The 13,912-nt window shown below is 71.8% G+C and carries 7 protein-coding genes; all 7 read right to left on the minus strand.

Annotation, left to right across the window (positions count from 1 at the left end):
* Positions 1-6: 6 nt before the first annotated feature.
* The 7 genes from ACFWRV_RS05745 to ACFWRV_RS05775 all read right to left on the minus strand — a co-directional run bounded on the left by ACFWRV_RS05745 (position 7) and on the right by ACFWRV_RS05775 (position 13,844).
* The gene (locus ACFWRV_RS05745) at positions 7-1,212 is read right to left on the minus strand and encodes a DNA polymerase III subunit delta' (protein ID WP_383263238.1); all 1,206 of its coding nucleotides are present in this window, start codon (positions 1,210-1,212) and stop codon (positions 7-9) included.
* A gap of 185 nt (positions 1,213-1,397) precedes the next feature.
* On the minus strand, positions 1,398-4,652 hold the full coding sequence (gene tmk, locus ACFWRV_RS05750) for a dTMP kinase (RefSeq protein ID WP_384328718.1): 3,255 nt from the start codon (positions 4,650-4,652) through the stop codon (positions 1,398-1,400).
* 162 nt (positions 4,653-4,814) lie between these two features.
* A complete protein-coding gene (topA, locus tag ACFWRV_RS05755; RefSeq protein WP_384328721.1) occupies positions 4,815-7,730 on the minus strand; it encodes a type I DNA topoisomerase in 2,916 nt (971 codons plus the stop codon).
* A gap of 282 nt (positions 7,731-8,012) precedes the next feature.
* Complete coding sequence (locus ACFWRV_RS05760) at positions 8,013-8,210, minus strand: hypothetical protein (protein ID WP_384328724.1); 198 nt, start codon at positions 8,208-8,210, stop codon at positions 8,013-8,015.
* Between the two features lie 447 nt (positions 8,211-8,657).
* The gene (locus tag ACFWRV_RS05765) at positions 8,658-10,193 is read right to left on the minus strand and encodes a methyltransferase (RefSeq protein ID WP_384328727.1); all 1,536 of its coding nucleotides are present in this window, start codon (positions 10,191-10,193) and stop codon (positions 8,658-8,660) included.
* Between the two features lie 123 nt (positions 10,194-10,316).
* Positions 10,317-11,018, minus strand: a complete 702-nt coding sequence (locus ACFWRV_RS05770; protein WP_384328730.1) for a small secreted protein — start codon at positions 11,016-11,018, stop codon at positions 10,317-10,319.
* Between the two features lie 396 nt (positions 11,019-11,414).
* Positions 11,415-13,844: a sodium-translocating pyrophosphatase gene (locus ACFWRV_RS05775; RefSeq protein WP_384328733.1), complete on the minus strand. Its 2,430-nt coding sequence runs from the start codon at positions 13,842-13,844 to the stop codon at positions 11,415-11,417.
* Positions 13,845-13,912 lie beyond the last annotated feature (68 nt).

Raw genomic sequence — 13,912 nt, forward strand, 5'->3', positions numbered from 1 at the left:
GAGCCCTCAGCCCGCCCGCAGCGCCATCGTCATCGCCTCCACCGCGAGCAGCGGCGCCACATTGCGGTCCATCGCCTCGCGGCAGGCGATCACCGACTCGATCCTGCGGAGCGTCTGCGCAGGCGTCGAGGACTCCGCGATCCGGTCGAGGGAGTCCTGCACGTCCACGTTGGCGATGGCCAGCTTCGAACCCAGCTGAAGCGCCAGCACATCGCGGTAGAAACCGGTGAGCTCGGTGAGCGCCAGGTCGAGACTGTCGCGCTGCGTACGCGTCTTGCGGCGCTTCTGCTTGTCCTCCAGCTCCTTCATCGCCCCTGCCGTACCGCGCGGCATCCGGCCCCCGGCCACCCCGCCGAGCGCCGCCTTGAGGTCCTCGGTCTCCTTGACGTCGACCTCCTCCGCCATCTGCTTGGCGTCGTCGGTGGCCGTGTCGATCAGCTCCTGGGCCGCCTTGAGGCAGCCGCCGACGTCGGCGACCCGCAGCGGAACCTTCAGCACCGCCGCCCGCCGCGCCCGCGCCCGCTCGTCCGTGGCGAGACGGCGGGCCCGGCCGATGTGCCCCTGGGTGGCGCGCGCCGCGGAGTGCGCCCGCTCGGGGTCGACGCCGTCGCGGCGGATCAGGACGTCGGCCACGGCCTCCACCGGCGGGGTGCTCAGGGTGAGGTGCCGGCAGCGGGAACGGATCGTGGGCAGGACGTCTTCGAGCGAGGGGGCGCACAGCATCCAGACCGTGCGCGGCGCGGGCTCCTCGACGGCCTTCAGCAGGACGTTGCCCGCGCCCTCGGTGAGGCGGTCGGCGTCCTCCATGACGATGACCTGCCACCGCCCGACCGCCGGGGAGAGCTGGGCGCGCCGGACCAGGTCCCGGGTCTCCTTCACACCGATGGAGAGCAGGTCCGTGCGGATGACCTGGACGTCGGCGTGCGTACCGATCAGGCTCGTGTGGCAGCCGTCGCAGAACCCGCAGCCGGGCGCTCCGCCCAGTGCCCGGTCCGGGCTGGTGCACTGGAGCGCGGCGGCGAAGGCGCGCGCCGCCGTGGACCGGCCGGAACCGGGCGGTCCGGTGAACAGCCAGGCGTGCGTCATCTTCGAGCCCTGGTCCAGCGGCTTGCCGTCGGACACGGCGGTGACCAGCGCATCGGCGTCCCTGGCGGCAGCGGCGAGCTGTTCCTGCACTCGGTCCTGTCCGACCAGGTCGTCCCATACGGTCATGGGTCACCGCCCTTCCGGTGGTGTCGTGCGGTGGTGTCGTGTGCCGTGGTGTCGTGCCGTGCTGTGCCGCGGAGGAGCGGTCCGTCGTCGCCCTCCATTGTGGAGGACGCCACTGACAGTCCGGCCCGCCCGCCCCGGAGGGACGGACGGGCCGGTACGTCACCGTCGGCGCCGCGGCGAGCGCGTCAGCCGCGCGGGCGACGTCCCCGGCCGCCGTGGCCGTCGTCGTCCTGGCCGCCGAGGAGCTCGTCCGCCAGGGTCGGCAGGTCGTCCAGCGGAGTCTCCTCCGCCCAGTCCGGGCGGGGGCGCTTGCGGCGGCCCTGCTTCCGGTCGGGCGTCTCTCCGGCGTTCGGGTCCTCGACCTGCGGCAGTTCCCGCGTGCGCTCGTTCTCGCTCTCCGCGGGCGAGGGCGCGGGGCTCTCGTCCCGGAAGAAGCCCTGGGGCACCCGGTCGGAGGGCTGGTCGTCACGTACCGGAGGGAGCACGGCCGTCTCGTCCGCGTCCCGGGCCTGCCGACGGTCCGCCGGCCGCTCTTCCGTGAAGCGCGGCAGCATCGTCGTCTCGTCGTCCCCGGAAGCCCCGCCCTTGCCGGCAGCGGCGCCCGCAGGCCCCTCACTCTCCGGTCGGGCCGTCGGGACCGGCTGCGTGATCTCGTTCGGGTTCACGATCGGCGTGGGCACCGTCAGCTCGTTCTCCGGAACGGACGGACCCTCCGACTGCGAGGACGACTGCGTGGACGCCCGCGAGGACGTCTCCGCACGGGACGCCCGCGCCGCCTCGGCCCGCTCGGCCTCAGCCCGCTCGGCCTCCGCACGCGCCGACTCGACCCGCTCGGCCTCCGCACGCGCCGCCTCCGTACGGGCGGCCGCCTCGGCCTCGGCCCGGCGGCGGGCCTCCTCGGCGCGCATCAGGGTCTCTTCGGCCCTGCGCTGCTTCTCCAGCCGCTGTGCCTCGGCCTCCTGGCGCTGCCGGGCCTCCTCCTCGGCCTTCAGACGCAGCCGCTCCTGCTCGGCCTCGCGGACCCGCTCCTCGGCCTCCAGCCGGAGCCGGTCCTCCTCGGCGCGGCGGCGGGCCTCCTCGGCGCGCTGCCGGGCCTCCTCCGCCTGGCGTTCGGCCTCGCGGCGGCGGGCCTCCTCCAGCTCGCGCTGCTTGCGCTCCTCCTCCTCGGCGCGCAGCCGGGCGAGCTGCTCCTGGCGCTCCTTCTCCAGGCGCTCCTCCTCGGCCTTGCGGGCGGCCTCTTCCTCCGCCTTGCGCCGGGCCTCCTCCTCCGCCTGGCGCCGGGCCTCCTCGATGGCCTCGATCTCGGCCTCGGAGAGCGGAAGGAGCTGGTCGAGCCGGTGACGTACGACCGTGGTGATCGACTCCGGCTCCTGCCCGGCGTCCACCACCAGGTAGCGGGTCGGGTCGGCCGCGGCCAGGGTCAGGAACCCGGACCGCACCCGCTCGTGGAACTCCGCCGGCTCCGACTCCAGCCGGTCCGGCGCCTCCGTGAACCGCTCCCGCGCGGTCGCCGGGTCGACGTCCAGCAGCACCGTCAGATGCGGTACGAGGCCACTCGTCGCCCACCGCGAGATCCGGGCGATCTCGGTCGGGGCCAGGTCCCGGCCCGCGCCCTGGTAGGCCACGGACGAGTCGATGTAGCGGTCGGAGATGACGATCGCGCCGCGCTCCAGTGCCGGGCGGACGACGGAGTCGACGTGCTCGGCGCGGTCGGCGGCGTACAGCAGGGCCTCGGCCCGGTTGGAGAGACCGGCGGAGGACACGTCCAGCAGGATCGACCGCAGCCGCTTGCCGACCGGGGTGGCCCCGGGCTCGCGGGTCACGACGACCTCGTGGCCCTTGGACCGGATCCACTCGGCGAGCGCCTCGACCTGGGTGGACTTGCCCGCTCCGTCGCCGCCCTCCAGGGCGAGGAAGAAGCCGGTGGCGGCGGGCGCGACCGCCGGGTCGCCGCCGCGCAGCGCCTCGCGCAGGTCCCGGCGGAGCGGCACGCCCGCCCGGTCGTCCGTCTTGGCGAGGACGACGGCGGCGACGGGCAGCAGCAGCGCGCCGAGCAGCATCAGGGTGAAGGCGGCCCCGCCGTGGGCGAAGACGAAGTCGCCGGCGACCAGGCGGTGCCGCCCGATCGCGGCGGCCAGCAGGGGCCCGGCGACCGCGCCGAGCGCGACGAGCACCCGGACGACGGCCTGGAGGTGCTCGGTGGTCCGGGCCTGCCGGAACGCCTCCGTCTCCTGGTCGATCAGGATGTGCCCGGTGTTCGCGGCGACCCCGGCGCCGAAGCCGGCGAGCAGGGCGATGGCGATCCCGGTCGCGGTGTCCGGCACCAGGCCGAGCGCGAGCAGCGCGAGGCCGGTGACGGCGGTGGCCAGCGCCAGCAGGCGGCGGCGCGACAGAGTGGGCAGCACGTGGCGTGCGGTGCGGATGCCCAGCGCGGTGCCGCCGGTCAGTCCGAGGATCAGCAGCGCGAACGTGGCGGGCCCGCCGCCCAGGTCGTAGGCGTGCAGGACGGAGACGGCCGCCGCGGCGGCGATGGCTCCGGCGACGGCCGCGCAGACCGCGACGAGCAGGGGGACGGCGCCGGTGCGGCCCTTGTCGGGGCCGGGGCCGGTGGCGGGGCGGCGCAGCCCCTCCAGCGGGGAGCGCGGCCGGGGTGTCCGGTCGGCGGGGAAGTCGATGAAGTACAGGGTGGAGATGGAGGCGGAGAAGAGACCCGCCGCGACGTAGGACCCCAGGGCCGCCTGGTGGAAGGAGAACCACTCCAGGCCGGAGCCGAGGAGGTTGCCGACCAGCGTGGCGGCCAGCAGGACCACCGCGGCGGCGGGCACGGCGAGGAAGTTCGTGCGCAGCGAAAGGCGGCGCAGGGCATCGAGATGGTCGGGCAGGGGGCGTACGGCCGCGCCTTCGGGGGGCGGGCCGGGCAGCAGCGCCGGGGCGGCGCTGTCCTTGGCCACGGCCCACAGGCGCTCACCGGCGCCGGTCACGAAGACGGTGATGAGGATCATCATGAACGCCTTGTCGGGCGTCCAGTCGATCCACAGCGGGGCGACGACCAGCAGCGCCAGGCGCAGCCCGTCCACCCCGATCATCAGCCATCGCCGGTCCAGCTTTCCGCCGTGCCCCGTGAGGGACGTCAGGGGTCCCAGGAGTACGGCTCCGAAGAACAGGGTGGAAAGGATCCGGGCACCGAAGACGGCGGCGACGGCGAAGGCCACCCCGCGGTATCCGGTGCCGAATGAGCCCTCAAGGACCGCCGCTTGCAGCGACAGCAGCACCAGCACGAGAAGGGCGAGTGCATCGCCGATACCGCCGACGAGCTGGGCGCTCCACAACCGCTTCAGCGGAGGAATACGCAACAGGGCCCGTACGGCGCGCTCGCGTGAGTCTGCGGCAAGTGTGTCGGAGGTGGGGCTCACGACCGTTGGCTGCTCGGCTCGCGTCATCCGCCCAGCCTATCGGCAGCGGTGCGGTGACTGTCGGCCCGTCCGAACATATGGGCGCAGACGACTTCCGGCCACCGCCGTCCGGACCTTGACGCACCGCCGCCCGGCACCTGGGTGAGGTGCCGGGCGGCGGCGGGGTGTGCGATGCGGGCGATACGGAGGTCAGTCGTCCGACTGCGAGGAGGACGGGGCGGCGGATGAGGAGGCCGAAGCCGTCTTCTTCGTGGTCGCCGTCGTCTTCTTGGCGGCGGTCTTGGTGGCCGTCGCCTTCTTGGCCGTCGTCGTCTTCTTCGCCGCGGTCTTCTTTGCGGCCGTGGTCTTGGTGGCCGTCGTCTTCTTCGCGGCCGTCTTCTTGGCCGTCGCCTTCTTTGCGGGGGCCTTCTTGGCCGTCTTCTTCTTGGCCGGCCCCTTGGCGCGCTTCTCGGCGAGCAGCTCGTAGCCGCGCTCCGGCGTGATGTCCTCGACGCTGTCGTCGGTCCGCAGCGTCGCGTTGGTCTCCCCGTCGGTGACGTACGCGCCGAAGCGGCCGTCCTTCACCACGACCGGCGCACCGCTGACCGGGTCGGTGCCCAGCTCCTTCAGCGGCGGCTTGGCCGCGGCCCGGCCGCGCTGCTTGGGCTGGGCGTAGATCGCGAGGGCCTCTTCGAGGGTGATGTCGAAGAGCTGGTCCTCGGAGGTCAGCGACCGGGAGTCGGTGCCCTTCTTCAGATACGGGCCGTAGCGGCCGTTCTGCGCGGTGATCTCGATGCCCTCGGCGTCCTCACCGACGACACGCGGCAGCGACATCAGCTTGAGGGCGTCGGCGAGGGTCACCGTGTCCAGGGACATGGTCTTGAAGAGGGAGGCGGTCCGCGGCTTCACCGCGTTCTTGCCGGTCTTCGGCGTCCCCTCGGGCAGCACCTCGGTGACGTACGGGCCGTAGCGCCCGTCCTTGGCGATGATCTGGTTGCCGGTCACCGGGTCGGCGCCCAGCTCGAAGTCGCCGCTGGGCTTGGCCAGCAGCTCCTCGGCCAGCTCGACGGTCAGCTCGTCGGGTGCGAGGTCCTCGGGCACGTCGGCGCGCTGGTGGCCCTCGGCGTCCTTCTCGCCCCGCTCGATGTAGGGGCCGTAGCGGCCGACGCGGAGCTTGATGTCGTTGCCGACGGGGAAGGACGAGATCTCCCGGGCGTCGATCGCGCCGAGGTCGGTGACCAGTGCCTTCAGGCCGCCGAGGTGGTCGCCGTCGCCGTTGCCCGCGTCGGAGGCCGATCCGGCTCCGGCGGTGTCGTCGCCGGACTGGGCGCCGAAGTAGAAGCGCTTGAGCCACGGCACGGACTGGGCCTCGCCCCGCGAGATGCGGTCGAGGTCGTCCTCCATGCGGGCGGTGAAGTCGTAGTCGACGAGCCGGCCGAAGTGCTTCTCCAGCAGGTTGACCACGGCGAAGGACAGGAACGACGGGACGAGCGCCGTGCCCTTCTTGAAGACGTAACCGCGGTCCAGGATGGTCCCGATGATCGAGGCGTACGTGGAGGGGCGCCCGATCTCGCGCTCTTCCAGCTCCTTGACCAGCGAGGCCTCGGTGTAGCGGGCCGGGGGCTTGGTGGCGTGCCCGTCGACCGTGACCTCGTCGGCGGACAGCGCGTCGCCCTCGGCGACCTGCGGCAGCCGGCGCTCGCGGTCGTCCAGCTCGGCGTTCGGGTCGTCGGCGCCCTCGACGTACGCCTTCATGAAGCCGTGGAAGGTGATCGTCTTGCCGGACGCGGAGAACTCGGCGTCGCGGCCGTCGCTCGCCCGGCCGCCGATCTTGACGGTGACGGAGTTACCGGTCGCGTCCTTCATCTGGGAGGCGACGGTCCGCTTCCAGATCAGCTCGTAGAGCCGGAACTGGTCACCGGTGAGCCCGGTCTCGGCAGGGGTGCGGAAGCGGTCGCCGGAGGGGCGGATCGCCTCGTGCGCCTCCTGCGCGTTCTTGACCTTGCCGGCGTACGTACGCGGCTTGTCGGGGAGGTAGCTCGCCCCGTAGAGCTGCGTGACCTGGGCCCGGGCCGCGGAGACCGCGGTGTCGGAGAGGGTCGTGGAGTCCGTACGCATATAGGTGATGAAGCCGTTCTCGTACAGCTTCTGCGCCACCTGCATGGTCGCCTTGGCCCCGAAGCCCAGCTTGCGGCTCGCCTCCTGCTGGAGGGTCGTGGTCCGGAAGGGGGCGTACGGGGAGCGGCGGTACGGCTTCGACTCGACGGACCGGACCGCGAAGGAGGAGTCGGCGAGCGCGGCGGCGAGCGCCCGGGCGTTCGTCTCGTCCAGGTGGAGGGTCTGGGCGGAGCCGGCCTTGAGCTGCCCGTCGGGGCCGAAGTCGCGGCCCTGGGCGATGCGGCGGCCGTCGACCGCGCTGAGGCGGGCGGTCAGCGTCGAGGGGTCGGAGGCGTCACCGGTGCGGCCGGTGGCGAACTTTCCGGTCAGGTCCCAGTACTCGGCGGAGCGGAAGGCGATGCGCTCGCGCTCCCGCTCGACGACGAGGCGGGTGGCGACGGACTGGACGCGGCCCGCCGAGAGCTTCGGCATGACCTTCTTCCACAGGACCGGCGAGACCTCGTAGCCGTAGAGGCGGTCGAGGATGCGGCGGGTCTCCTGGGCGTCGACCATGCGCTGGTTGAGCTCGCGCGGGTTGGCGACGGCGGCCCGGATCGCGTCCTTGGTGATCTCGTGGAAGACCATCCGGTGGACCGGGACCTTGGGCCGCAGGACTTCCTGGAGGTGCCACGCGATGGCTTCGCCCTCGCGGTCCTCATCGGTGGCGAGGAAGAGTTCGTCGGACTCGGCCAGCAGCTGCTTGAGCTTCCTGACCTGGGCCTTCTTGTCGGCGTTGACGACATAGATGGGCTGGAAGTCGTGTTCGACGTCCACGCCGAGGCGGCGTACCTCGCCGGTGTACTCGTCCGGGACCTCGGCCGCGCCGTTCGGGAGGTCGCGGATGTGCCCGACGCTCGCCTCGACGACGTATCCGGGGCCGAGATAGCCCTTGATCGTCTTCGCCTTGGCAGGCGACTCGACGATGACGAGTCGGCGGCCGCCCTGTGCGGTCTCGCTGGTCGGGGACAACTTCGCTCTTCTCTCCGGTCGACACTCGATGGGCATCCGGGGCAGCGTGATGACGCTGCCCGCGGTGCTGTCGCTGCGGAGTGTGACGGTACAACCCGCCCCCGTGTCAAACGGCAAAAGCCCGCAACGGCCACTCGAACGGTAACCCGACTTCCGCCATTCCTGCCGCCCGGACCGCCGGGTCCGCGCTGCGCGGGGCTTCGGCCTGCGGCTTTTCGGAGGCGGTCGCGGTGTCGGCCGCGGGAGCCGTCGACCCGGGCGTCGCCCGGCCGGGGGCGGGGATCAGACGAGCGTGAAGCACCACACGCCGAGGCCGAGGAAAACTACGCCGAAGAGCGTCGTGAGTGCGGTGGAGGCGACGGGGCTCACACCGTGCGCCACCGGCGCGCGGTGCAGGGCTCGCGCCCCTGTCCAGATCAGGAGGGCGGCGCCGAACAGGGACAGGGCCGTACCGGCGAAGACTGCAGAGACGCTCTCCATGTCGTACCCCTAGACCGTCGTGTGACCCGTCGTGGCGGACCGCCCGGGACGGGCCGGCCGGCCCGTCGGATCCGGACCTCGGCGGTCCGGCACGGGGAGGTTGTCACCCCGGGGCGTCACCCACACCAACCCCGGGTGAACAGCACTCCCCCGCCGACCGGCAAAACACCATCGGCGGCACGCACCGCCCCGGAACGGGGCAGGAGCCGGGGGCGGGGGCGGGGCACGAGCGGACGACGAGCGGGGCGGGGAAGGGGCCGGGGTCTCGGCGCCTCGTGACCGGAATGTGCGGACCGGGCGCGTCGCAGGGAGCGGTGGACACGAACGCGCTGGTCGGCAAGGACACCGCACCCCGGACTGCGATCAGCGCTCAGCGATACCGGAAGGCGCCGGCAGCGCCGTGCGATGCCGGACGCCCACAGCCCCGAATCCGGCCGACTGGCCGGCCTACTCGCCCCTCGGTACGACGCCGGGCGCCGGCTCCAGGAAGCCCTCCTCGACCAGCAGTCGAATGGCCTGCGGGGTGCGGTCGCGCAGGAGCACCGGGTCCTCCGCCATCAACTGCGCGATGGCGTCCAGGATCCTCCCGGCGGGCAGCGAGCCGTCGCACACGCCCGCGAACCCGGCGGCCACCGCGTCGACCTTGGTCGCCCGCATCATGCCGCGGTGCTGACGCAGCACCACATGCTCGGGGTCCTCCGCGCCCGGCAGGCCGACCTGCTCCTGCACGATCTCGGCGGCGAGGGTGAAGTGCCCGGCGAGCAGCGCCGCGTCGTCCTGGTCCCGGAGGTAGTCCTGGCGGGCGAAGTGCTCCTGGACGGCCTGTCCGAGCGGCTGCTGCACCGCGTGCGGCCATTCCTCGACGACGATCGAGGGGTTGCCGGCCGCCGCCGCGGCGGACTTGCGCAGGGTGATCCAGCCGAATCCGACGGACGTGGTACCCCGGGCCTCGAACTCGTCGAGCCACGCCTCGTACCGCTCGTCGTACTCGGCGGGGTCGCTGCGGTGGTCGCCGCTGTCCCGCAGCCACAGCTCGGCGTACTGCGTGACGTCCTGGACCTCGCGCTGGACGATCCAGGCGTCGCAGCCGTACGGCACCCAGGAGCGCAGCCGGTCCTGCCACTCCTCGCCCTCCACGTGCTGCCAGTTGGCGAGGAACTGCGCGTAGCCCCCCTCGTTCAGGTGGTCGCCCGCCTGCTGCACCAGCGTGCGGCACAGGTCGTCGCCGCCCATGCCGCCGTCCCGGTAGGTGAGGCGGGCGCCGGGGGAGATGACGAAGGGCGGGTTGGAGACGATCAGGTCGAACGTGTCGGAGCCCACCGGCTCGAACAGGGAACCCTCGCGCAGGTCGGCGGGGGCGGCGCCGGACAGGGCGAGGGTGAGCCGGGTGAAGTCCAGGGCCCGGGGATTGAGGTCGGTGGCGGTGACCCGGGTCGCGTACGGGGCGGCGTGCAGGGCCTGGATGCCGGAGCCCGTACCGAGGTCGAGCGCCGAGGCGACCGGCGTACGCACGGTGATCCCGGCGAGGGTGGTGGAGGCCCCGCCGACCCCGAGGACGACGCCCTCCTCGCGCGAGCCGATCCCGCCCGCACCACCGACCGCGCACCCGAGGTCGGACACGATGAACCAGTCCTCGCCGTCCGGGCCCCCGTACGGCCGTACGTCGACGCACGCGCGGACCTCCCCGTCCGCACCGCTCTCGCGGGTCACCCAGCCGTCCGCGACGCACTCGTCCAGCGGCAGGGCCGCACGGACCCGCTCCTCGGCGACGGGGCGCTGCAGAAGGAACAGCCGCACCAGCGTGTCGAGCGGGGTGTCGCCCCGGGTGGCCCGCAGGGCGGGGACGGTCTCGCTGCGGGCGAGGGCGGCGTAGGCGGGCGCGCCGAGGCGGTCGAGGAGCCCGTCCGCGGTGAAGTCCGCGGCGAGCAGGGCCTCACGGAGGGCGGCGGCGTGGTCGGGTGCGGGAAGGCTGCTCTTACTCACCCACCCATTGTGTCCGCTCCCACCGACAACGGCAGCGGCCCGGACACCCACCGGGTGTCCGGGCCGGGAGAAGAGGGCTCAGGCCCTCTTCTCCGAGACGTACTGCTCGCCCGATTCCTTGCCCTAGGAGCCCTTGTCCGAGGAGTCCTTGTCCGTGGACTCCTTGTCCGTGGACTCCTTGTCCGTGGACTCCTTGTCGGCGGACTCCTTCTTGTCGGGGGCCGAGCCCTCCGCGGGCGCGTCGGCGTCGGCCGCACCGGAGCCGGAGGGGCCGGTGGAAGCGGTCTGCTTCTGGCAGCCCTCCTGCTTCGACATCGCGACACCGACCTTGCCGGACTGGAGCTTCCTCAGCGCCTGGTCACCGCCGGTGCTGATCTTGTTCAGCTCGTCGGCGATGGTGTTCAGTCCGTCGGCGAACTTGCTCTGCTCCTTGGTGTCGAGTGCGTCGACCTTGGTCTTGAGGTCGGCGTATGCCTTGGAGGAGGCGTTGAGCTCCTTCACCGCAGCCTTCTGCGTGGCCTCGCCGTCGTCGACGGGCGGCGGGCCGGCCGAGTCCACGGCCGCGCCCAGCGCCTTGTACGCCTGGGCCATCTGCTCGAAGGCGACCGAGTCGGCCTTCTGAACGTCCGCGGGCTTGTTGTTGTCCCCGGTCTTCTCGAGGATGGAGGCGTTGGCATTGTTGATCTTCTGGAGTTGCGGCTGAACCTGGTCGCAGACCTTCTTGGCCCAGTCGTTGACCTTGTCGTCGCTGTCGTCGCTGCAACCCGACAGCGTCAGTACGAGTACCGCACCGCCGGACAGTGCGGCTGCAAGCTTCTTGTTCACCGGATTGGTCCCTTCCAAGGCTCTCGGCCCGGAACCTACACGCCGAGGGGGCGACAGCCGGGCGCCAGCCATCCGGTGTGCACCCTTTTGAAGCCATTTGCACCAAGGGAAATGAGGGAGATACCACTCACGCGGAGAGCAGTACGCATGATCGGTAACTCATCCGAATGACGGAATCCTCTTGGCGGGGTCCGGCGGGACGGGGTCCGCGGACCGGAAGGAGACGCGCGAGGGAGGACGAGGAGGCGAAGGAGAGCGAGAGAGGGCGAGTGGATGGTGATGGGAGGGTGAGGAGGGGCAGACGCAGGCGGACGGCACGTCAGCACGCACCGTCCGCCCACCCCTTGGTCACCCCGTCACCTCCGAACAGGGCACCGCTCCTCCCTCACGTACGAGTCACGGAGCCGCTGCCGGGTCCGGCGCGGGGACCGAGGGACCGCCGTCAGCCGAGGCGTCGTCGTCGCCCACGGCGATGCCCCGCCGCTTGGAGACGTACACCGCGACGACGATGATCCCGATGGAGACGACAGCCACCAGCGCCCGCACCCAGGGATTCGCGTCCGCTCCGTAACTGAACTGCACGATCGCCGGGGCGATGAGCAGCGCGACCAGGTTCATCACCTTGAGGAGCGGGTTGATCGCCGGGCCCGCCGTGTCCTTGAACGGGTCGCCGACCGTGTCGCCGATGACGGTCGCGGCATGGGCCTCGCTGCCCTTGCCGCCGTGGTGGCCGTCCTCGACGAGCTTCTTGGCGTTGTCCCAGGCGCCGCCGGAGTTGGCGAGGAACACCGCCATCAGCGTTCCGGTGCCGATCGCTCCGGCGAGGTACGAGCCGAGCGCGCCGACGCCGAGGCTGAAGCCGACCGCGATCGGCGCCAGCACCGCGAGCAGTCCCGGCGTGGCCAGTTCGCGCAGCGCGTCGCGGGTGCAGATGTCGACGACGCGCCCGTACTCCGGCTTCTCCGAGTAGTCCATGATCCCGGGGTGCTCGCGGAACTGCCGCCTGACCTCGTAGACCACGGCACCGGCGGACCGGGACACCGCGTTGATGGCGAGCCCGGAGAACAGGAAGACGACCGCGGCGCCCAGGATCAGGCCGACGAGGTTGTTGGGCTGCGAGATGTCCAGGCTGAGCCCGAGGTCGCCCACCCCGGCCCCGACGTCGTCGACGGCCGTGGCGATGGCGTCGCGGTAGGACCCGAAGAGCGCGGCCGCCGCCAGGACGGCCGTGGCGATGGCGATGCCCTTGGTGATGGCCTTGGTGGTGTTGCCGACCGCGTCCAGGTCGGTGAGCACTTGGGCGCCGGCCCCTGTGACGTCCCCGGACATCTCGGCGATGCCCTGGGCGTTGTCCGAGACCGGGCCGAAGGTGTCCATGGCCACGATGACGCCCACCGTGGTGAGGAGCCCGGTCCCGGCGAGCGCGACCGCGAAGAGCGCCAGCATGATCGACGTACCGCCCAGCAGGAACGCCCCGTAGACGCCGAGGCCGATCAGCAACGCGGTGTAGACCGCCGATTCCAGGCCGATGGAGATGCCCGCGAGCACCACGGTGGCCGGGCCGGTGAGCGAGGACTTCCCGATGTCCCGGACCGGGCGGCGGTTGGTCTCGGTGAAGTAGCCGGTGAGCTGCTGGATGAGCGCGGCCAGGACGATGCCGATGGCCACCGCGACCAGGGCGAAGATCCGCGGATCGCCGCCGTGCGCGGCGATCGCCTCGTCGGCGACCCCTTCCAGCTCGGCATACGAGGACGGCAGGTAGGTGAAGGCGGCCACGGCCACCAGGGCGAGCGAGATCACCGCGGAGATGAAGAAACCACGGTTGATAGCGGTCATCCCGCTGCGGTCGGAGCGTCGCGGGGCCACCGCGAAGATCCCGATCATCGCTGTGACGACGCCGATCGCCGGAACCATCAGGGGGAAGGCCAGACCGGAGTCGCCGAACGCGGCGGTCCCGAGGATGAGCGCGGCGACGAGCGTCACGGCGTACGACTCGAAGAGGTCGGCGGCCATGCCCGCGCAGTCACCGACGTTGTCGCCCACGTTGTCGGCGATGGTGGCGGCGTTGCGCGGATCGTCCTCCGGGATGCCCTGCTCCACCTTGCCCACCAGGTCGGCGCCCACGTCCGCGGCCTTGGTGAAGATCCCACCGCCGACCCTCATGAACATGGCGATGAGCGCCGCACCGAGACCGAATCCCTCCAGCACCTTGGGCGCGTCGGCGGCATAGACCAGCACCACGCAGGAAGCCCCGAGCAGACCGAGCCCCACCGTGATCATTCCGACCACACCACCGGTGCGGAAAGCGATCTTCATCGCTTTGTGCGAGACGGCGGTGAGATCCTTTTCCGGTTCGCCTTCCGCCGGAGTCGCCTCCCGCGCGGCCGCGGCCACCCGCACATTGCTCCGCACGGCGAGCCGCATGCCGATGTATCCGGTCGCCGCCGAGAAAAGCGCGCCCACCAGGAAGAAGAGGGAACGCCCCGCGCGCTGCGACCAGTTGTCGGCCGGCAACAGGAACAAGAGGAAGAACACGACGACGGAGAAGACACCGACCGTGCGCAGTTGTCGGGCCAGATAGGCGTTCGCACCCTCCTGGACCGCCGCGGCGATCTCCTTCATCCGTTCGGTGCCCTCACCGGCCGCCAGGACCTGGCGTACGAGCAACTGGGCGACGACCAGCGCTGCGATGGCGACGACCGCCACGACGATGACGATCAGCCGGTTGCCGTCGGTGAGTACCGCCGCCGCGAGGGAGACGGGTCGGTCGGAAAGTGCGGATTCTTGCGTCAGTGCTGCCATTGGGGTGGTGAAGAACTCCGCCATACGTCCTCCTTGACGCTCAGCGCTCAAGTCGTGGACGGATTGTAGGGAGCGGAACCTGATCAAAACAG

Origin of the sequence: Streptomyces sp. NPDC058576 (assembly GCF_042718715.1) — a bacterium.
Taxonomy (GTDB): Bacteria; Actinomycetota; Actinomycetes; order Streptomycetales; family Streptomycetaceae; genus Streptomyces.